This is a genomic window from Ehrlichia canis str. Jake, assembly GCF_000012565.1.
In the GTDB taxonomy this organism is placed as follows: Bacteria; Pseudomonadota; Alphaproteobacteria; order Rickettsiales; family Anaplasmataceae; genus Ehrlichia; species Ehrlichia canis.
On sequence record NC_007354.1, the window covers coordinates 701,862 to 725,631 of the forward strand.

The 23,770-nt window shown below is 27.4% G+C and carries 19 protein-coding genes and 1 tRNA gene; 5 read left to right on the forward strand and 15 right to left on the reverse strand.

From position 1 onward, the window contains the following. Positions 1-115: 115 nt before the first annotated feature. From ECAJ_RS05030 to rplU, 10 genes are all read right to left on the reverse strand, one after another. Positions 116-274 (reverse strand): hypothetical protein, encoded by a 159-nt coding sequence (locus ECAJ_RS05030; protein ID WP_155799196.1) that lies wholly within the window; start codon positions 272-274, stop codon positions 116-118. 1,209 nt (positions 275-1,483) lie between these two features. Next, on the reverse strand, positions 1,484-1,993 hold the full coding sequence (locus ECAJ_RS02495) for a hypothetical protein (protein ID WP_011304596.1): 510 nt from the start codon (positions 1,991-1,993) through the stop codon (positions 1,484-1,486). Positions 1,994-2,850: 857 nt separating this feature from the next. Continuing rightward, positions 2,851-3,129, reverse strand: coding sequence for a hypothetical protein (locus tag ECAJ_RS02500; protein ID WP_011304597.1), 279 nt, complete (start codon positions 3,127-3,129; stop codon positions 2,851-2,853). A 58-nt stretch (positions 3,130-3,187) separates the two neighbouring features. Next, positions 3,188-3,457 carry a hypothetical protein gene (locus ECAJ_RS02505; protein WP_011304598.1) on the reverse strand — a complete coding sequence of 90 codons (270 nt, stop codon included), beginning with the start codon at positions 3,455-3,457 and terminating at the stop codon, positions 3,188-3,190. A gap of 895 nt (positions 3,458-4,352) precedes the next feature. Continuing rightward, positions 4,353-4,949, reverse strand: coding sequence for a hypothetical protein (locus tag ECAJ_RS02510; protein WP_011304599.1), 597 nt, complete (start codon positions 4,947-4,949; stop codon positions 4,353-4,355). Between the two features lie 1,610 nt (positions 4,950-6,559). After that, entirely contained in the window at positions 6,560-7,162 is a 603-nt protein-coding gene (locus ECAJ_RS02515) for a hypothetical protein (protein ID WP_011304600.1), read from the reverse strand. A gap of 289 nt (positions 7,163-7,451) precedes the next feature. After that, positions 7,452-8,735 (reverse strand): NADH-quinone oxidoreductase subunit NuoF, encoded by a 1,284-nt coding sequence (nuoF, locus tag ECAJ_RS02520; protein WP_011304601.1) that lies wholly within the window; start codon positions 8,733-8,735, stop codon positions 7,452-7,454. A gap of 146 nt (positions 8,736-8,881) precedes the next feature. Further along, positions 8,882-8,958 (reverse strand) — tRNA-Ile (locus ECAJ_RS02525). A gap of 14 nt (positions 8,959-8,972) precedes the next feature. Continuing rightward, positions 8,973-9,239: a 50S ribosomal protein L27 gene (gene rpmA / locus ECAJ_RS02530; protein WP_011304602.1), complete on the reverse strand. Its 267-nt coding sequence runs from the start codon at positions 9,237-9,239 to the stop codon at positions 8,973-8,975. A 5-nt stretch (positions 9,240-9,244) separates the two neighbouring features. Then, positions 9,245-9,553 (reverse strand): 50S ribosomal protein L21, encoded by a 309-nt coding sequence (gene rplU / locus ECAJ_RS02535; protein WP_011304603.1) that lies wholly within the window; start codon positions 9,551-9,553, stop codon positions 9,245-9,247. Between the two features lie 189 nt (positions 9,554-9,742). On the opposite strand from rplU, the gene eno reads away from it, so the two are divergent. Both eno and obgE read left to right on the forward strand, forming a co-directional pair. Further along, entirely contained in the window at positions 9,743-11,008 is a 1,266-nt protein-coding gene (gene eno, locus ECAJ_RS02540; protein WP_011304604.1) for a phosphopyruvate hydratase, read from the forward strand. Further along, entirely contained in the window at positions 11,005-12,027 is a 1,023-nt protein-coding gene (gene obgE, locus ECAJ_RS02545) for a GTPase ObgE (protein WP_011304605.1), read from the forward strand. The genes eno and obgE overlap by 4 nt, the downstream gene beginning before the upstream one ends. Before the next feature lie 1,192 nt (positions 12,028-13,219). Here the strand turns inward: obgE and rsmH are convergent. The 4 genes from rsmH to ECAJ_RS02565 form a co-directional block, all read right to left on the reverse strand. Continuing rightward, a complete protein-coding gene (rsmH, locus tag ECAJ_RS02550) occupies positions 13,220-14,113 on the reverse strand; it encodes a 16S rRNA (cytosine(1402)-N(4))-methyltransferase RsmH (protein WP_011304606.1) in 894 nt (297 codons plus the stop codon). A gap of 287 nt (positions 14,114-14,400) precedes the next feature. Further along, entirely contained in the window at positions 14,401-14,922 is a 522-nt protein-coding gene (locus ECAJ_RS02555; RefSeq protein WP_011304607.1) for a 5-formyltetrahydrofolate cyclo-ligase, read from the reverse strand. Positions 14,923-14,926: 4 nt separating this feature from the next. After that, entirely contained in the window at positions 14,927-15,646 is a 720-nt protein-coding gene (locus ECAJ_RS02560) for a 16S rRNA (uracil(1498)-N(3))-methyltransferase (protein ID WP_011304608.1), read from the reverse strand. Positions 15,647-15,661: 15 nt separating this feature from the next. Next, complete coding sequence (locus ECAJ_RS02565; protein WP_011304609.1) at positions 15,662-16,105, reverse strand: peroxiredoxin; 444 nt, start codon at positions 16,103-16,105, stop codon at positions 15,662-15,664. Between the two features lie 141 nt (positions 16,106-16,246). On the opposite strand from ECAJ_RS02565, the gene ileS reads away from it, so the two are divergent. From ileS to ECAJ_RS02575, 3 genes are all read left to right on the forward strand, one after another. Beyond that, a complete protein-coding gene (gene ileS / locus ECAJ_RS02570; RefSeq protein ID WP_011304610.1) occupies positions 16,247-19,570 on the forward strand; it encodes an isoleucine--tRNA ligase in 3,324 nt (1,107 codons plus the stop codon). Between the two features lie 1,129 nt (positions 19,571-20,699). Beyond that, complete coding sequence (locus ECAJ_RS05035; RefSeq protein WP_011304611.1) at positions 20,700-20,996, forward strand: hypothetical protein; 297 nt, start codon at positions 20,700-20,702, stop codon at positions 20,994-20,996. Beyond that, positions 20,932-21,285, forward strand: a complete 354-nt coding sequence (locus tag ECAJ_RS02575; protein WP_052278602.1) for a hypothetical protein — start codon at positions 20,932-20,934, stop codon at positions 21,283-21,285. The genes ECAJ_RS05035 and ECAJ_RS02575 overlap by 65 nt, the downstream gene beginning before the upstream one ends. A gap of 418 nt (positions 21,286-21,703) precedes the next feature. Here the strand turns inward: ECAJ_RS02575 and argS are convergent, their stop codons facing one another. Next, positions 21,704-23,434 carry an arginine--tRNA ligase gene (gene argS, locus ECAJ_RS02580; RefSeq protein ID WP_011304612.1) on the reverse strand — a complete coding sequence of 577 codons (1,731 nt, stop codon included), beginning with the start codon at positions 23,432-23,434 and terminating at the stop codon, positions 21,704-21,706. Between the last annotated feature and the right edge of the window lie 336 nt (positions 23,435-23,770).

A 23,770-nucleotide genomic window follows, 5' to 3' on the forward strand; every position in this document is an offset into this window, starting at 1 on the left:
ATTTCACTTAATATAAAATCCATATGTACATAATTAAACATATCACCTTGCATATTAAAAAAACAAAAGTATACCCACAAGGAATTTCCTGCTTACACTTAACATTTATACAATGCTAAAACATATTAAATAAATTAATAGTATGACTTTCTACTGAAATTTCTTCGATATTTTGTTCTGGTATAGGATTAATTGTTCCACAGCTTATAATAGTACTTTTATCTAATAATACACCTTCTCTCACCAATTTATTTAATGAACAACTTGGATACACAAAAATCACAACTACTTTCTATCCTTCTCTGGCAGTACCATATAAAAAATATAATTCTGAATCAAAGCTTGGGCTGCTTACAATGCAATATTCATTAAATTTTCCTTGATATAAAAGACAATAATCTCTATATACAGTAGAGAAAGCTTGAGTGTCAGGAACAACAAGTCTATTATTTAACTCATGGTCTTTTGTATGGTATTCCTAACGATTTATCATAAATACAAATGTTCTCAGGCACTAAAATTGGTATGCCATCCGCAAATAATGGAATTAAACGCACATTTTCTGATTTTTCTACACATGATACACTATTTCTATTACATCGCAACTGATAAAATTAACTAAAAACATATATTAACTGCTTTTAAAATTCATGATAATTGCCATATTAGTAATTGAAACTTTAAAGATAGATTGATCAGTAAGCAGATGGATTTTCTTTTATATCATTTAATACTGTATTTATATATAAAGTATTAAATAACTCACCTTTATCATTAAAAAACTTAGCATATTAGCACCAACAGATTAAGCCCTTCACATCATGATTACATGACTTTTAATAACATCAAACATCTGTATAGTAGTATTTTCTTCACTTGATAAACTATCCATTCATATATCCAGATACCAATAGAACATTTTAATATCAGAACATAATTTATAATGTCACACACTAAATCCAAAAAATTTGAACACTAAAGATAAATTATTACTCATTTCATTTTGACAAAATAAAAAAAGTAAATCTTTTTTCAAACTTATAATAGTTACAAGAAAATAATTCTGAAATAGTATTCCATACAAATAAAAAGTCATTATAAATACTTGTTCTAGACTCTGTTAACCTAATATTCATTTGATTATCACTTGTAATCCACCTTTTCATAATCTCATATCATAGTAACATGAATTTGTAAGTAATAAAACAGGCAACCCTTCCTCAAGTAATAACAATTTTAGATCCACTTCTGACATTATATAAAAAGTTACTACTGCAATTGATAAAAACAACTAAGAATAATACTATTAAAAGATTATAATTATTTTTTATACAACAAAAATACCATACCTATTAGTAACATAGAATAATATAAAACAATTTAGTTAATGCATTGTCTTAACATATATCGTTGTATTAGTTACTGGATGAACTATTGTATCACGCAATTTTGAAGTTATATACTCTGTATGAAACAATGCTCCCTACGAATCATAAAAACTCAATATGTGATTATAACTCATTGGTGTATTAAAATTCATTTGAATCCTATTTTTTACAGCATTAAACACCTCTATAGCATGATTTTTATATTGAGACCCATCATGCTGTTCCGCTTGAATTCCACATCCAACTAAAAATTCACGAGGTAATACACTGCCATTCTCTAATAGATCACGAAATGAGTTTTTCGGAATTTTTATGAATAAACATGTTGCCTTACTTAATAAACCACTATAACCAAATAAACACATCATATCTACAGGTAATCTTTCAGAAGTCATTATACAGTATCTTTGAAATCGTGATAAAAACAAATTATGAAAAGCAGCATAAGTACTTTGAGGATTAGGAGTCCCTAGTCTAGCGTTCATAGCACTATCAACCATACTAGCACTTTTTATTTTACCTTCTGCATTCTTTTTAATAAGACACTTATTTGTAGGTACTAAACATGGTGTGCCATTATTAAGTAACAGTAATAGTAAATCCATTTTATATTACCTGCATTCACTTTAATAAATTATATCTTATATTTAAAAAAGTTAAACTTTATTTAAGATTTTAAGTAAAAAATTTTCAGCATAATTCTATAGAAAATAATCTGCAAACAATATAATTAGTGATAATATTAGTGTACAGTCTCAAGATACACTGTTACTGCTTACTTGACTTACTACTGCATGTTTACACTTTTAGTTACATATTTGCGTTAAACCATTGACCTTGCATATCACTAAATTTAACATATTGTCATTATTAACTTGTATATCGTAATCTATTTTAATCAGATTTTTCATTCTTATAATAATTGTTCATCATATTCTTGATATGATAAAAGCTAGCAAATTCTTGAGTAGTCATTCTACATCTAATTAACATACCATTATCTATGTAATACCTTCATCCAATACACTGAATTACCCTTCATTTTTGTAAAAACAAATACCTTCTTATTATCGAATATATGATTTCCACCAAACAAAAAAAGTAAACCTGTATTCAAGTAAACTACTTATTAGTACACACTTTATCAATAATTATAAAAACAGAACATGAAAACCAGTATAAAGAAAGACCTTCATGACCAGGAAACCTCAATTGAGACTTTAGATCAGCATCAGTTATATTATAATATTTTATTTATTACCTCATTTCTTTTAATACTACATATTATTTTTAGAAAATAAAAATAGTATATCACATTAGTATTAATAATGTCAAATCTACTTGTATATTTATTATAATCATTTTAACGCATCACAATTTATAAAATCAATTAATAATAAACTCACTACAATGTATTATAGAAAATAATTTGAAAGCAATATAGTTAGTTATATACTCATGATTAATGAAAAGTTTTAACATACGTTATATTACCATCTACTTGATCTACTATTGTATGATGTAATTTTGCAAATACATACTCGTTGCCAAACCATTCACCATTTGAATTAAGAAAATTCAATATACATATCTTTTCACCTGGTTCACTAGAATCTACTTCAATTAGATGTTTCATTTGTGAAAATAATTGACGAAAACATTGTTGACATGGAAAAACATCCAAATCTTGGCTAGCAGTTCCACCACCAATCAACATATTACCTAATATTATACCATTCATCAATACATCACTTAATGAGTCCTTCTTTATTTAAAAAAAATAAAGACATCCCTACCACTCAATATTTCACTTTTACAAAGAAAAAAACCAAATCTTCTAATAATTTTGTACTGCTTATTATTACACTTTGCGTAAATCTTGATAAAAACATAGTATGAAAATTATGATAAGTACTCTGAGGATCAGGATATCCTAACTGAGCACTTAGATCAGTATCATCTAAATTATAATTTCTTATTTTACCATCTGCTCTTCTTCTGATACCACATCTATCTGTAGGATATAATAATATCTTCCCATCAGAAAGTACTAGTAATGTTAAATCCACTTTATCTATATATTAATCAACTGCTACAATCACTTTAGCATATTACAACTTACAAGTGTCATTGAAAATACATCACTAAAGATTTTAGGAGTACTTAGCACAATTCTACAGAGCATTGATATGAATATATCATATTGGTAATAGTAACCACAACTAAAACAACATTGTTAGTAATAATGTATAATAATTGATGTAATGTTTATATTTTGATGAGTAATGTTAATAACTTAACACTGTAAATTTATATAATCTACACAAAATATTACACTTTTTACATAAAAAGAATACAACATATAAGTAAATTATATTATGCAGTAAAAACCATTTTAATATCACTATTAACAACTTTAACAGTTAATAATATGTTTCAGCACTAGCAGTTTATTGAAATTTTATATCTTACTTAACTTATTATTCAACATAACATCATATACAATAAACTACGTGTTTGAACAACTAACTATTAAAAAAATCAAGAATGTATCTTTATTTAACATCCTACAATAATAAAACAAAAACACTATACCTGATGAAATTAATTTATACTACTGATCAAAATATACATTGTAATGTGTGAAAAATAGACTGCATGATAACTAACATAATCAAAATTATGACTATGACCAACTAAATACCATCAGTACAACATTTATTGTAATATAACTTTCCACAACCCTAACTCCACACTTTTTAACATCACATATTATTTATAAGCAATAAAATTATATTACTACCTTCAAGAATAATAATTCTAAATTATCAATATATTCATCAATAAATACTTGCTCTACTAAATTCATAAGTAACAACACACTTACAAAATTACTAATAAAAAATTCATTATATGATAAGTATACTATAAAGATGAGTGAATTACATACCCATTATTGCAAATTTATTGAAATTTCATAACATATATTTGTTTATTAGTAAGTTCATTTACCTTAACATCATGCAGCACAGTATTAAAATACGATATACAAAATAACCTATCATCATCATTATAAAAATCTAATATGTGGGTGCGAGGATCTGGTGTATGACAATTGATTTTCATATGCTCTTTAAACTTGTCAAATAACATTAAAGTATAATCTTCATATGATATCACATCTTGTAGTTCACTAATGCATCCATACGTTAATAAATCATTCCTATTTAACATTAAACCACGAAGTGATGCATCTCGCATTAAGTATCGCGGCATACGAACAACTAAAAATGCCAGTTCACCTGAGCTTTGATTATTACCAAACATCAATACAACATGTTGGTTTAAAGTTATGCTACATACTGCAGTATAGCGTGTAAATCTTACACCATATATCCTATGGAATTGATCATCATCACTACTCTGAAGTGTAGGTGCTAACCTAGCATTCATATGCATGTCAAGTGTATAATACATCCCTGATTCAGTATTATATATGCATGTATTTGTAGGTAATAAAATAGGTAATCCACACTTAAGTAATAACAATCTTAAATCCATAATAATATTAATTATTTAATAAATATAATATATTATATAATTATATTTATTAATAAAATCAAGTTAATAATTAATTTATTGAAAATATTTTCATTGATTTTTACATCAGAAATGCACTTCATGTATTAATATAATATTCTTAATGAACCAATTTACTTAAAAATAAACACAGAATAATAGTAAAAACACAATTAGTTAACTATAACATTAAAATTAACTTAAATCTATATAACATTCCTTATTAACTTTTTAAATCACTTTCGTCCAATTCAAAAACATATTTGCATAACTTATAACAATACTTCATTTATAAATTCAAAATAACCTAGTATATGAATATAGTTTTGCTTAAAATAACAAAATTACTTTAATAATTCCAAACAAATTCTTTGTAGATTCCATATATAATAATCCATATAAACTCACACCTTATCAGTAAATTATTTAATATTAAACAGCCTTGAGAACCCACATAACTAGTTTTTTTCATTTAAGATATAATCAATGACACCACAATCTAACATTTTACTTTATAAAACAAAAAATTAAGCCTACCAATAATTTCATACTGCTAATTCTAATAAATATGTAAATTGTGATATATACAGAACATGATGATTAATACAAGTATTTTGAGAGCGAAAAGAATATACAATTCTCGAATTTGTTATAATTTCTTATTGTCTATAATCTCTTCAAGTATAATTAAACTATAGAAATTAATCATTACTTACTACACAATTAAGTACCGATAATGTAAAATCTACTTTATAGTACATATTTATTAACTATTACAATAATTTTGTAGAACCAATTAACAATACATTTTTGCTAATTTCATAAATAAGAAACATGATTCATAATGCTTAGCAAAGAGTTCTAATATACACCAGTTACTGGATTCAATATTGCATAATCCAATTGTGTATGAAGTAAATCACATGTTGAATTAAAAAAGTTCAATAAATTTATTACATCAACTGCTGTATCGAAATTGATTGTAATGGTACTTTTCAGTATGTTAAACAAATACTTAGCATGCCTTTCTACATCTCATATTAACAAAACTTTTACCATAAACTTCACGTATTATTAACACGTACTATTAAAAAGTTATAATCCAATAACTTACTTTTCTATCACAAAACATGCACTAATTTCTTAGGAAATCTCACAAGAATAAATGTATTTTCACCTGATATTCTAACTTCAAATCAAAACATTAGATCTAAATGTAACCTTACACTAGTTATTCAAACATATTTCATAAATCTAGAAACATGATAATCAGTATAGGGATCTTGATGTGTAGAAAATCCCAACTTAGATTAGGATCATCTATATAATATAGTTCTGTACTTTAGTGTCTACACTTCTTTATAATACATTCACTTGTAAAAACTAAATGTGACTTACCATCATCAAGTAATAATAATTAAATTAATATCAATTTTAACTAGTTTTAAATATTAATTAACTATTTTCCTGTACTTATTTAATAAACCAACAGTATTCTATTAATATTTTTCCCTAGAAATTCTTTACAATTCTCATATTTTTATTTACAACAATAGAAACTACATTCACTACTGAAGAATACATAATAACTACTACTTAAACCTAATAATATCATATCTTTCATTAGTTATTACATCGGTTTTTGTATCATATACTACTGTATTTTGATACACTGTATAAAATAATTCTCCATATTCATTAAAAAAACTTAACATATGAGTACGAATACTTTGTTTACAAAAAGAAATTATAGACAGACGTGTTTTAATCAATTCAAATAGATCTTTAGTATATTTTTCATAAGATATATCTCTTTTTTCTATAATCCCAGAACCTAATATCATATGATTATCTAATTCCAAACCATGCTGTAAAACACTACCAAGTAAATCTTTCTGAAGCCTAAAAACAAAAAATGCACTACAACCTGATACTGGATTTTCACCAAATAAAAACATTATATTTTCTTGCAAACTAACGCTAGTCACCAGATTATATTTTTTAAATACTACTCCATATAGAATATGAACTTCGCAATATGGATTTTCAAAATTTTCAGCATTAGGAATACCTAACCTATCATTCACTACATCACCTGGTACAGAATATCTCTCTAACTCTTTATGGTATTTACACTTTGCTGTAGGCAGTAATACAGGCCTATTATCTCTAAGTACTAATAATATTAAGTTCATATAAAATTTTATAAAATGAGAGTTTATAAGTTAATAATATAAAACTTACTAATAAAGGTAAACGTTAAATCAATAACATATTAATTTATATTATAAGTGATATTTTATTAAGAATTATTACGATCAAGTATACTAAATATTAAACTGAAATCATTCAAGAAAATAAATATGAATACAGATTAATACATAAGCCACATAACATCAGTTTTTTAACTTACATAGATCATTAGCAATCGTTGCATTATAATGATCATTTTCTAATACAGTCAGTAAGTTAAAAATATAGTTATCAAGTTAATCTACTACTATTATAATTTTTTATTCTATCTTCAATCACATCTCTAAAATGTCTAATTAAGCCTTGTATAGGCCATGCTGCAGCATCACCAAGAGCACATATAGTATGTCCTTCTACTTGATGAGTAATATTCAATAATAAATCAATGCTTTCAGATGTAGCGTCACCCTTCACCATCTTTTGCATAATTCTCCACATCCAACCAGTACCTTCTCTACAAGGTGTACACTGTCCACAAGATTCATGCATATAAAAATGCGATAACCTCTCTATAGCTGCTATCAAATCTGTAGATTTATCCATAACTATTAACCCAGCTGTACCTAATCCTGACTGTACAGCTCTTAAAGAGTCAAAATCCATAGTTACAGTATCACAAATAGATTTTGGAAGCATTGGTACTGATGAACCACCAGGTATCACTGCTAATAAGTTATCCCATCCTCCACGAACACCACCAGCATATTTTTCTATAAGTTCCTTCATTGGAATGCCCAATTCTTCTTCCACGTTACACGGATTATTCACATGTCCTGATATACAAAAAATCTTAGTTCCAGTATTATTTTCCTTTCCAAGAGATGCAAACCAATCACTGCCTCTTCTCATAATTTCACTAACAGTAGCAATAGTTTCAACATTATTAATAGTAGTAGGGCAACCATACAATCCTATTGCTGCTGGAAAAGGAGGTTTTAACCTTGGCATCCCCTTTCTACCTTCTAATGATTCAAGCTGAGCAGTCTCTTCACCACAAATATAAGCTCCCGCACCTCTATGAATAAAAATATCCAAATCATACCCAGAACCACAAGCATTTTTTCCTATCAACTTAGCTTTATATGCTTCGTCTAAAGCCTTAGATAATACTAAATATTCATTATAAAATTCACCACGAATATAAACATAAGCTGTAGTTACATTCATTGCAAAACCAGCTATTAATATCCCTTCAATAAGCCTATGAGGATCATATCTTAATATATCACGATCTTTACATGTACCAGGTTCAGATTCATCTGCATTAACTACTAAATACGCTGGTTGTCCATCCTTTCTAGTCTTTGGCATAAAGCTCCACTTTAATCCTGTAGAAAATCCTGCACCACCTCTACCACGCAATCCAGATTTCTTTACCTCTTGAATAATATGATCAGGACCTAAGTTTAATATTTCTAAAATATTACTCCACACACCCCTACTCTTTGCAGATTTTAAAAACGGAGACTGTTGACCATAAAGATTAGTAAATACCCTATCACTATCTTTTAACATAAAGCATTACACAAATATTAGAAATTAAACAAAACTAAAAGAATCAACAACAACCCATAATAAACAACTTACTATGGTTACACTAAAAACATTACATAATTCCTAAAGATAAAAAACACATCCGTTAGAAAAAATACTATTAAAAATGGTGGGCTTGGGAAGAGTTGAACTTCCGACCTCACGCTTATCAGGCGTGCGCTCTAACCACCTGAGCTACAAACCCTAAAAAAGCTATACTTAAGAAACAGAACTAATTTCTAGTACATCAACAAATGTTTTATTAAATACACCTTTTCTAAAATGTACAAAACCTGATATTTTGGAAAAGATAGTATGATCTTTACCCATTCCAACATTCTTACCAGGATGATACTTTGTTCCTCTTTGACGTATAATGATATTACCAGGAATAACTTTCTCACTTCCAAATTTCTTTACACCTAACCTTCTACCTCTCGAGTCCCGACCGTTACCGGAGCTACCACCAGATTTTTTCGTAGCCATAAATTCTACTCCATATTATTAATTTTAATAACACGTAAAACAGTCATGTACTGCCTATGACCATTTTTTCTTCTATAATTTTTACGACGTTTTTTCTTAAAAATTATTATTTTATCATTCCTACATTGCTCAAGAACTGATGCTGTAACAGTTGCACTCTGTGTAAAAACAATATTGTTATTCACATCAGTCAATGCAATTACATTACTTAAAGTAACTTCTTCACCTACAGAAGCATTCAATTTTTCTATCCTTATAACATCTTGCTCTTTTACCTTATATTGTTTTCCACCAGTTTCAACAACAGCAAACATAATATATCTCTTAACGTTTAAATCAATTATTACTTTTAGTAATTCTGCTCAATATAATACAATATGTCAATAACATTGTTACTCTTTTAAATTAGTCAATACTGAGAATAAATTTACATTTTACATAAAAACTATTACTATCTCTTCTGAAATTTTTTAATGTACTATCAAAAATAAAAAGGTAATCCTGTGTCCAATATAACAATCAATAAAATACTAGCTAGACAAATTTTAGATAGCAGAGGGTATCCCACTATCGAAGCAGAAGTAATACTATCAAATAACACAAAAGCAAAAGCTTGTGTACCTTCTGGAGCATCAGTAGGAAAGTTTGAAGCAGTAGAATTACGAGATAATGATAAGAATTATTATAATGGTTACGGTGTAACAAAAGCAGTAAATATCATAAATTCAGAAATTGCACCACAAATCATAGGAATGAATACTTTAAACCAAGAAAAAATAGATAATACATTAATCAAAATAGATGGCACGGACAACAAATCTAGAATCGGAGCAAATTCAACACTTGCAGTATCATTAGCAATTGCAAAAGCTGCAGCTTCAACATTAAATATTCCATTATATCAGTATATAGGAGGCATTAATGCAAAAGTTCTGCCCACCCCATTAATTAATGTGATTAACGGTGGAATGCATGCAGATAATAACCTAGATTTTCAAGAGTTTATGATTATACCAAATGGAGCTAATAAATTCGAAGATGCAATGAGAATGTCAGCAGAAGTATTTTTTAAGTTAAAGCAAATTCTTAAATCTAAGCAATACAATACTAGTGTAGGAGATGAGGGAGGATTTGCTCCAAACATAAAAACCAATAATGAAGTATTTGAAATAATTATAGATGCGATAGAAAAATCAGGATATAAAATGTATAAAGACTTTTCACTAGGATTAGATGTTGCTGCATCTACATTTTATAAAGATCAAAAATATAAATTTGCAGATTATGAATTTAATACTCAAGAATTAGTAGAATATTATAAAAATATAACTTCACAATATCCTATTATATCACTTGAAGATCCAATTGCAGAAGAAGATACAAATGGATGGAAATTAATAACACAAGAATTAGGCAATAAAATACAAATAGTAGGAGATGATCTATTTGTAACTAACTGCAAATTAATTCAAAATGGAATTCAGAATAATTTAGCAAATGCAGTATTAATAAAACCAAACCAAATTGGGACACTAACTGAAACTTTTAATGCTATAAGGCTTGCCCAAAAAAATAATTATAATACAATAATATCTCATAGGTCAGGTGAAACAGAAGATACTACTATTTCACATATAGCTGTTGCAGCAAACTGCGGACAAATTAAAACAGGTTCTTTATCCAGGTCTGAACGTCTAGCAAAATACAATGAGTTATTATACATAGAAAAACAATTGGATATTTCAGCAATATACTATGGAGCATTATGAGCTTTATTGATGAAGCAAAAATTTATTTAAAAGCAGGAAATGGTGGGGATGGATGCAGTAGCTTTCGTCGTGAGAAATTCATTGAATTTGGTGGTCCTGATGGTGGAAATGGTGGAAATGGAGGTAATATTATTTTCTATACAAGTCATCACATTAACACATTATTGTATTTTAGATACAAACAACATATAAAAGCAGAAAATGGAAATCCAGGCTCTAGTAAAAAGAAATCTGGATCATCTGGTAAAGATGTCATTATAAAAGTTCCTATAGGGACTCAACTATATGATGAAGATGGTATGTTAATTACTGATCTCAATGAAGAAAATCAAAAATTTATAGCAGCACACGGAGGTAAAGGTGGCATAGGTAATGCTAATTATAAAACATCTACCAATAGAGCACCTAGACATTTTACTTTTGGAAAAAGAGGAGAAGAAAAGCATATTATCTTAAAATTAAAAATTATCTCAGATGTAGGAATCATAGGGTTACCAAATGCAGGAAAATCAAGTTTTCTAGCATCATGTACTAATTCAAAAACAAAAATTGCTGATTATCCATTTACAACACTGGAACCACACTTAGGAGTAGCTTTTATAGATAACACAGAATTAGTATTAGCTGATATACCAGGACTAATACCTGGAGCACATTTAGGACATGGCATAGGTGATAAATTTTTAAAACACATTGAAAGATGTTCTATTTTACTACACATCATAGACTGTACTTTAGATAATATAATAGAATCATATGAGTGCATTAGAAAAGAGTTGTCATTTTACAATAAAGAATTATCTAATAAAACAGAGTTCATAGTGTTAAATAAAAGTGACTTATTAGATAAAAAAGAAATCAACCAAAAAAAGCAAATATTATCAAACCATACAAAAAAAGAAATATTCATATCATCCATAAAAAATAATCGATACCCTATTCTATCTACTTTAATTAAACAAATACATAAAAAGTACACTAATACAAAACCACATATATATGATCCATTTAATATATAATTAATACTATTATTCTTAAGTTGATAGAAGATTTGTATTAAAAATTATTATTAATTAACTACTGAAATGTTATCAGCAAAAAAATTAGTAACTTAATGAAAGCTAATAATGTAAAACTTTAACAATAATTGCAGTAATTCTGTAATAAAATTCTAAAAAAATAAACGTATGTTAGAATAATTAAGATAGATAAAATTAAAAAAACAAAGATCAGAGTATAAAAATACCTATTCAAGAATTGACATTAGCAAATCTTCAGTTTAACGCAATGATATAGATACAGAGTTATAATAAATGTTACTAAAGTTAGTGATACTTAGTTCTAGTGATTATAGATTACGAAAAGTAGTTCAGAATATCAAAAGTCAGTAGAAAACAGTATTGGTGCAAAATATGAATACACTGATACTAGATTACATTTCAATATAAAGGACTTATAATTTTTATCAAGAAAGCTATAATTTACAAGGTATATGTGTTTTATTGATTTCTATAATTAAGTTATAAAAGTGTCAATTTTGCTATTGCTTATGGAAACTTATTGGTATTCTGGTTTTGCAAAGTAACAATACTGCAAATGATAGTGTTATTACAGTCAATATATCCACCAATAATTATATCTAGATCCAGCTTTTGGTACCATATCAATCTTATTATGTTAGTATTGAATACTTTAAAAGTAGCAGAAGTGTAAATACATATTACACTGTTAATTTAGTGATTGAGCATAAAATGAAGTGTAATTCTCTATTTGCTATCACTACTATAAGTTTCTAGAGATCTTTAAAATAGAAAAACAATATCTTAAGCTTTATATTTAAACCAATACAAAATGTACATATTTCCTAAATTCACAATAAAAAGTAAAACCTTGTAATTACAATATGTATTAATAAAATTACTTTAATTAATTAGTATATTACATACTTTATAAAAAAGTAAAATGCAAAAGCTGAATTATAAAATACAAACTTCTGATCATTAATAAATATATCAACATGAAAAATCTATTTAAAACATAAATCACTGTTTGTAAAACATTCAACTAATAGTATAATTTATGCTCAACTTATATTTAAATCACATTACTAATTTTAGGAAATAAGTCTTGTACTATTAAATCAAAAAATATTTGCAAATTAATAAACAAAAGCACATAACTATCTCAAAAATTAAACAACTTTCTAATATTTTATATTTTTAATATAGCTCTTAATTTTGCAGATCTAGATCTAGGATTATTTAATATTTCTTCAAAACTTGGTCTTACTATTTTTTTATTAATTAGCTGAAATCCCGTATTTAATTTCAACGAAATTTCATCACTGCATAATGACTTAAATATCATCTTTACAATTCTATCTTCTAAAGAATGAAAAGAAACTACTATTATTTTACCACCTGGATTCAATAGATCAGCAGCACACATTATTCCTTGTTCCAATTCTTGCAATTCCTTATTAACCCATATTCTAATCGCCTGAAATGTTCTTGTTGCAGGATTAATATCATGATTTTTACTACGTGACACAACAGATCTAACTATAGATGCAAGTTCACCTGTAGTTTCAATTACTTTTTTTTTTCTGAAATTAATAATAGCTTTTGCAATTTTCCGAGAATACTTTTCACCACCATACTGATATATAATGTTAGCTATCTCTTCTTCAGAAACTGTATTTACAAATACTGATGCATCTATACTATTAGAAGTACTCATTCTCATATCAAGAGGACCATTTTTAGAAAAAGAAAACCCACGATTAGCATCATCTAATTGCATAGAAGAAACACCTATATCAAACACTACACCATCAACTCTTTCTAGTTGAGCTCCAAGTAAAACTTGTTTTATTTGACTAAATTTATTAATGAAAAAATGTATCCTATTTGGAAAATTATTAGCCAACTCTTCATAAAAAATACTAGTATGTTTATCCTGATCAATAGCACAAACTTTACAGTTTGCAGCATTCAAAATTGCCTTAGTATATCCTCCTGCTCCAAATGTTGCATCAACATATATCTTCCCATCTTGAGGATCCAATATTTCTAACATTTCTTTCAACAAAACTGGAGTATGCATATCTAATTTTTCTCATAAATTACACTCTATAATCTCTTAACACAATAGATTACTTTTTACTATGTATTCTCTAGCTATTTATCAACTAAATTATTAATTAATAACTACATTATTCTGTATTTCTTGTTAAATATAGGAAATACAATATACTATAATAAAGGACAATAAACTCACTAAAAACAAGAAGTAAAATTATATAATCCAAAAAATAATTAAATTTCAATATATTAATAATAATATATAAACTTTTAGATTAAATCATAACACAAAATCAATATCAAAACATTTTAATATTTATTTTCATAAATATTCTTTTCAGTAATCACAATATCTAAAGCTTGATCATGGCTCTCAGTAGGTATCAAATCACATAATTGTATATCATATCCAACACCTATAACTTTACAATTTGGTCTTAATGTAGAAATTGTATTATCATAATATCCACCTCCAAAACCCAATCTATTTAAATTTTTATCAAATGCAATAAGTGGTACTATTAATATATTTGGAACAACAATATTAACTGTATTTAATTCATGAAACAACAATACCTTACTATTTTCATTTACTATAGGAATTGCTACTATACATGCATGTTCTATTAAATAATTCATCAATGGGAGTACATCAATCTCACCATCTATAGGCATGTATCCGGAAACTATAGATGCTTTTTCTATCATTATAAAATCAATATAATTCTTTAATAAAGCATAAGAAGCTCCATTTTTATTTTGAACTTCTTTTCTCAACCTTCTATATTTTTTACGTAACTCAATCTTTCTATTTTTAATATCATCAACCATCTATTCAATTTGCGCTATAATACTCATTAACATAAGCTAACGCACTAACAACTGCTGTGTCAACCTTTAGTATTCTTGTACCTAAAGATAAACCATCACAAAAGCTATATGCAAAATTCAACTCATCATTTGAAAAACCACCTTCTGGACCTATAATTATATGAATGTTATCTTTATTTTTTAAAACTTCTGACGGATGCTTACCCTTACCAGTTTCATCACAGATTACAAAATTGTTATCACTACTCTTCAATTTTCCTAAATCAACAAAACTAATGGGAGATAAAATATCTGGTATATCAAGTCTTTCACATTGTTCAGCAGCTTCAATAGCCCACTTCTTACATTTATCTAAGTTTATATTACTAGTTGCTATATGCTTCGTATAAAGAGGCTGCATAAGAGTTACACCCATTTCCGTTGATTGTCTAACAACATTTTGTAATGCAGTATTTTTGACAATAGCAAAGCACAATACTAGACACTTAGTTGCAACTTGCTTTCTAATTTGCTCATTTACAATAATTTTAGTATTGTGAGACACTTCAAATATTTCACCAATCCATTCACCATCTTTACCATTAAACAGCTTGATCTCATCTAAATTTGCAGCACGCATTACATTGCATATATAGTGAGAAGCAAGCTTATCCAATGTTATAATAGAAGATTTATTAAGAGCACAAGTTACATACAATCTAACATTCAAACTTCTTTTTTGCATTATCAAATTAGAGGTTTACATGATTTCCCTTATTATCTCAAGAATATTATCAACATGTCCACTTACTTTTACATTTCTCCAAATTTTTCTTATTTTGCCATTTTTATCTATCAAAAATGTTGAACGCCCTATACCCATGTAAGCCTTTCCAAACATATTTTTTTCCACCCAAGTACCATATTGTTTCGATAATTCCGAACCCTCATCAGATATTAATTCAAACAGTATATTATGTTTCCTCTTAAAATTGTCATGAGATTTCTCATTATCTTTGGATACACCAATTATAACAGTATTCAAATCAACAAAATCATCCATTGCATTTTGAAAATCCTTTGCTTCTTTAGTACAGCCTGGAGTATCATCTTTTGGATAAAAATACAATATTATATTCTTATCACCTTTATATGTATCAAGACTTTTAAAATATGGAGCATCATCTCCTATTTCCACTGTCATAAACTCCTCAATGTAAATTTTTTAAAACAATGCTATGAATATTAATAAGAGTCAATAATTTTTACATAATTTTATACAACTGTGATTGCAGCTTGGATAAATATGTGTATAGTAAAATATCTAAGTTTGATAATAAACACTATGACAGAACACTATTCACAACTAACAGGAGAACCTGATTTCCCATCAATAGAAGAAAATGTTTTAAAATTTTGGCAAGAAAATAACATTTTTAAAAAATCTGTAGATAACAGAGATGAAAACAAAAGATTTATCTTTTACGATGGCCCACCTTTTGCAAATGGATTACCTCATTACGGACATTTATTAACTGGATTTATCAAAGATACTGTAGCTCGCTACAAAACAATGGCTGGATTTAAAGTAGAAAGAAGATTTGGATGGGATTGTCATGGGTTACCTGCTGAAATGCTGTCAGAAAAAGAATTAGGAATTTCAGGAAAGCTAGCAATAGAAAAATTTGGCATAGAAAAATTTAATAATCATTGCCGTAATTCTGTAATGAAATTCTCAAAGGAATGGAAACAATATGTAGATAGGCAAGCAAGATGGGTAGATTTTGAAAATGACTATAAAACAATGAATTCATCTTTTATGGAATCAATAATATGGTCATTTCATGAATTATGGAATAAAGGACTAATATATGAATCTATAAAAATAGTACCATATAGTTGGGCATGCCAAACACCTCTATCAAACTTTGAAACCAGAATGGACAATGCTTATAGAGAAAAAACAAGTAAAACTGTTACTGTAGCATTTGAATTACTGGAAAGTCCAAAATTTATCACAGTAGAAAACGTAAAAACTTATAAAATTTTAGTCTGGACTACTACTCCATGGACTCTACCTTGTAATCTTGCTTTAGCTATCAGTAAGAATATTAAATATTGTGGAGCCATTATTAAGCATGAGATGTTGATTTTTGCTACAGGATATTTAAAAATCTTTCAAGAGCATTGCAAAAAAAATAATATTGAATATCAATTATACAATCAAGATATCTCATCTGTTAATTTAGAAGATTTGCATTATAAACCTCTATTTAAATACTTTGCTGATGTAAAGAATGCATTTAAAATCTTAACAGCAGACTTTGTAGTAGAAGGAGAAGGTACCGGCATAGTACACATTGCGCCAGGATTTGGAGAAGATGACTTTATATTATGCAAAATGCAAGATATTCCACATATTGAAGGAGATACATCTAATTTATTATCAATTATTTGTCCAATAGATGATGGAGCAAAGTTTACTGATAAGATATCAGATTTCAAAAACATGCACGTATTTGATACAAATGATCAAATTATCAATATCTTAAAACAAAAAAACCTTTGTTTTAAGATAGATCAATATTTACACAACTATCCACATTGTTGGCGCACAGACACTCCGCTGATATACAGGGCTATGTCGTCTTGGTATGTTGAGGTTACAAAAATAAAAGATAAAATGATAGAGCTCAACAAAACAGTAAATTGGATACCTAATCATATTTGTAATGGACAATTTGGTAAATGGCTTGAAAATGCTAAAGATTGGGCAATATCACGTAACAGATTTTGGGGTACCCCTTTACCAGTATGGAAATCAGATAATCCTAATTATCCAAGAATTGATGTATATGGATCAATAAGAAAAGTATTTAATAATGTCAAGGCATTAGAGGAAGATTTTGATATATCATCTATCAATGACTTACATCGTCCATACATTGACAATTTAGTACGTCCCAATCCAGATGATCCAACTGGAAAATCAATGATGAGACGTGTTAGTGACGTATTTGATTGCTGGTTTGAATCTGGATCAATGCCATATGCACAACTTCACTATCCATTTGAAAACAAAGAATTCTTTGAAAATTATTTTCCAGCAGATTTTATCACTGAATACATAGCACAAACCAGAGGATGGTTTTACACATTATTTATATTATCTACAGCATTATTTAATAAGCCACCATTTATAAATTGTATATGTCATGGTGTAGTATTAGATACACAAGGACAAAAATTATCAAAAAGACTTAATAATTATGCAGATCCAATGGAAATATTCAACCAATATGGTTCTGATGCTATGCGATTTCTAATGCTATCTCATACTGTATTATACGGTGGAGATTTACTATTAGATAAAGAAGGAGTTATGATAAAAGATGTACTACGTAATGTAATCAAACCAATATGGAATAGCTATAACTTTTTTACTATCTATGCTAATATAGACCATATAACAGCAGAAATAATTACAGAGCTTAATGAATTAAGTAACATTATGGATAGGTACATAATATGCGAATGTATAAATACAATACATTCTATATTTAACGCTATGGAAGAATTAGACCAATGTTCTAACAATCTAGGATACAACATAAAATTAGCATGTAATAATATTACCAAATTCTTTGAAATATTAAATAACTGGTACATAAGAAGATGCAGAAGCAGATTTTGGTCATCAGAAATAACACAAGATAAGCAAGATGCTTATAACACATTATATACTGTTATATACTATATGATAAAAGTTTCCGCTCCATTTTTACCTATTATCACTGAAGCAATCTGGCAAAGATTAAACTTTCAAAAGGAAGAATCTGTACATTTATCATCACTACCAAACATAAGTAACTTCATATTAAACAATGAAGATAAACAAAATATTCAATACATGAAATTAATAACATGTATATGTAATTATGTATTATCCATTAGAAGCACTCATAATATTAGAATTAGACAACCTCTTAATAAAATAGTAATATACAGTCATAATTGCCCAGATTTATTAAATCTACCAGCAGAATATCAAAACATTTTATTGGAAGAAGTAAATGTAAAAAGTATATCATTCAAATCTGACATATCTGATATAGCATCATTTCAATTAAAGCTAAATTTTCCAGAACTTGGAAAAAGAATACCCGACAAAGTTAAACGTTTAATATTTTTATTAAAAAATGATCAATGGAAAATATTAGAAAATGACAAATTGTTACTTGGAACAATAGAAGCAGAACATTATGTTATAAATAATAATGAATATACTTTAGCTCTCAAAGTTCACAATGATTTTGCATGCACTATTAATTTAGATCAACATTTACTTGGTGTAGTATTATTAGATAATGAACTTTCTAATGAGTTAATAATGGAAGGTATAGCAAGAGACATAATAAGAACAATACAACACTCTAGAAAAGATAATAAATTCAACATTTCTGACAAAATAGATGTAATTATACATACTAAAGATAATATAGTAAAAGATTCTATTAAAACATGGTCTCAATACATAATTCAACAAACTTTATCTACATCATTCGCTATACATGAAGAAATTTCAGATATTCAAGACATTAATGAGTATTACAAAACTACAATGAAAGATAAAGAAGTATCTGTATTTTTAAAAAAATCACATACTTAAAAAAACTAAAATTCATTTAAAACACAATTTAAGAATTCTATTTACAGCCACACAAAACATTTCTTATGTTACAAAAGTATATTCTACTTTAACAAATTAAAATTTTCATAAAACTAATAATTATATTTCATATGACATGCATTTAAATGTATTATCCAGACACTAATTAATAAAATTATCAACCACAATTTTAAAACTATTTTTTTGAATGTAATATATTAATTTTTCCATCACAATCATTAGATTTTCTATCACCATTACTTTACATAATACTCTGTTCTAATATCACTACATCTTTTTTAGCAATTCATTTGTCAGATACACTTTTTTCTACAATTGTCTCATTAGGTAATTGCAACAATACTGAAACAAACGGAGCAACATATATAGTACACAAAAAACTCGCTATGATGTTTAAGTGAGTCTGGTCATATACCAACTTAAATGCTGAAAATGCACAATTTTTCAACAGTAGAAATATTTTTAACCACTATAAAATAACTGTTACACCATTATAATATTTCTTATCATTATTATACTGATTTCCATCATTACTTTACACAATACCTTATTACGGTGTTGCAATACTCTTCTTTAGCAACATCAGAGAGCTAAATCTCCTTCTATAAACTGTTTAATATGTGATGATAATACACTTAAACGTACAGCTTTTTCAGCTCAGATATATCAGACTAAGCATTTATATTAGAATTCTAATGACTCTGATATTACACCTGCTAATGGTAAGAAAGTACATCTGTTTAACGACAGGTAATTAATATTTTTCCTCTTTCATCACTAACAGCACTACTTTCATCAGCATCACACTATTAAAATATTCCTTCCACTATAGAAGGATATATTATGTTAAAATACAGAAATTTTCAAAAGTATAAACGCTACTTGGTTTTTCAATGATAGAGGTAAGTTATTTACAAATGTAAGTGTACTATTTTACAATTAGTTAATGTAGATCATTTATGCAATACTCGACTATATCATGAATCATACTTAATGTTATATTAATTAAAATAAATTTTAAAGATAAAACCTTAATAATATTGGTAAAAATTGACATTTTCAATACAACTATGGTACACTAAAATGGTGTGTTAACTAACCAAAATATATGGAATTAATATTACTCTTTGAAGGGAACGTACCTATCTTATATCCTGCACATGTGTGTACTTACGATAAATCACAAGATGCATATAGAATAGATTATCCTGCCATTGATTTTACAACAAATGTGACACGTCCAGGTGATGATGTACCTTTAAATGAGCTGTATGGATCAATGTTTAATAAATATTGTATTATAAGTAATACAAGTTCACCCAAAATCATATACTGTTTATATGGTACAACTAGGGGGGGGGGGGGAGGAGAACACTCCATTTATAATTCTTGCTTTAGAATCTAATTCATTAGGAGAATTGGGAAACAGAGGTATAGTGCTGGATAGCCAAGCACTTATATCGGGTGGTACTTTATATAATAACAAACCAGTTGAAGAAAATACACTTACTCTGTTCCATAATTTTAGAAATTACATGAAATTTGTGTCCAATACTGCTACACCTCGTACATATAGGCTTGATTTTTTCAATATGGCAGGAGAGTTATTTCACACTGACTACAGAGATACACAGCTTGAACAGGTAATAGTAGACCAAGTTACTGGTGATAATAAATACATTATGCATTTCTAGAAAATTATACTTACATTTTTACTATTAAAAACACACATTTTCAATTAATTGAATCTCATATTTAAAATAATACTATAATTATTCAATATAGTTACTAACACAATATTGTGTAAATAAATTTCAAAAACCTAAATTGATAAAAAACATATTTTATTATATAACTTTGTGAAAAACTTCTACATATCAGGTGTTGTATAATAAATAATTTTCAGATTAGTTGCTTCTCAAATTATGAATTATCAAGCAATACAAACTGACTTATATTCTTGAAATATAGATGTAGAAATCACTGTTTATTTTCTGCTTCACTTTTTCGCAGCATTGATAGTATTGTCAGCAGTAGCTGTAGTTTATGTATCAAATCTCAATGTTAATATATCTTAAATACATTTTCACATACAAAAATTAAGTATACATGCTATTTCATCTCCTCTAAAGGAACTATAGAAAATATCTTTAATCCACTACTAATAACATATGCTACAGCCCTAGCTAAATATATCCTCGCAGACGTAAGATTTATATCATCATCTATTATAAAACGTCTATTCACATCCTTATTTCCATACCCCCATAACATATGAAAAGTTTCAGCAACTTCTATTAAATAAAAAGTTATACGATGTGGCTCTGCAGTTTTTGCAGATAGTTCAATTACATTTGACCATTTTGCTAATAATTTAATTAATAATATTTCCTCTTTTGAAGACAATACAGAAAAATCAGTATCTTCTATTTTTAAAATGTTTGGAGCATTACGCATTAATGAACAAACACGAGCATGAGCATACTGCACATAAAATATTGGATTGTTTTTAGATTGCTCAACTACTTTAACAAAATCAAAATCCAAAACTGCATCACTCTTACGAGTCAACATGATAAATCTTACTACATCTATACCAACCTCTTCTATAACATCTTTGATAGTAAGAAACTCTCCAGATCTTTTTGACATCTTTACTTGAACCCCATTGTTAAGGAAATTCACAATATTATGTAACTTTATATCTATAGTAGCAGTATTATCACTTAATGCTTTCACAGCAGCTTTCAATCTTTTTACATACCCAATATGATCAGATCCTAATTCCAATATCATATGTTGAAAACCACGTGAGATTTTATCAAAATGATATGCTATATCACTTGCAAAATAAGTCCAACTACCATCAACTTTTTGTAACGCTCTATCTACATCATCTCCAAAATCAGTAGATTTAAATAACATTTGCTTCCTAGGCTGCCAATTGTTATTTTCCGTTCCCTTTGGTTGATCTAATACCCCATAATATATCAGTTTTTTATCTTCCAAAAGCTTAACACATTTTTCTACAACATTATTCCTTAATAGTTCCGCTTCTGATGTAAAAACATCGTGTTTAATTCCCAACAACACTAGATCCTGTTTTATAAGATCAAGAAGATGTTTAAGAGATATATCACGTATAATCTTCATTTTCTGAGCAGAATTCATTTCTAACAAGTCTGTACCATACTTCTCATACAAAAGCTGACCTATCTCCTTTAAATATAATCCTGGATACAATCCACTACCTATAACAATATCCTGACCAGCAGCTTCTTTATATCTTAAATATACAGATTCAACTAACACATCTATTTGTGTACCAGCATCATTAATGTAATACTCCCTAACAACTTGATACCCTACTTTTGTCAATAAATTTGCTAATACATCACCAAATATAGCACCACGAGCATGACCTATATGCATTGGCCCAGTAGGATTAGCAGAAACAAACTCTATATTAACTTTACGTCCATTTCCTATATTAACATTAGCAAAATCTTCCTTTAACATATTAATAGAAGATATTACTTCATACCAAACATAAAGAGAGAGGTTGAAATTGATAAAGCCTGGCTTTACAACACTAATATTGGATATTTCTTTAATATTAGAGAGTTCACGTAGCAATATTTCTGCAACATCCAATGGATCTTTTTTAACATACTTGCTTAAAATTAAAGCAGCATTAGTATATAAGTCACCATAATCATGATTATTAGGATAATCAACTACTAACTTACTCAATATGACATCATCTAATATTATTAATTTTTTAGCATTCAACACATGCAATCTTTCAACTATACAATCTTTAATAGTATTAATTAAATTCATTTATATTATTCTCTTATAATTTTCACCACATTATACAGCTTTCTAACAATATTAAAAGCAAGCAATATAATATTTTATTGATTCATAGCTTAATAAAAATTAAAATAATCATTAAATTATTAACTATGAACATAAAGCATTAAAATATTTTTAAAAGATCATAAATATTAAAAAATATAATTTAATTATAAGTAATTTTATACTAATTATACTACACCAAATAATTTATCTAATACTATATTTAGATATTAATAAACCTACTAGATTACAACAGATTTATATCTTCTAAATTTTACTTTCACATGTATGATAATATATCCATTATAATCAAATGAG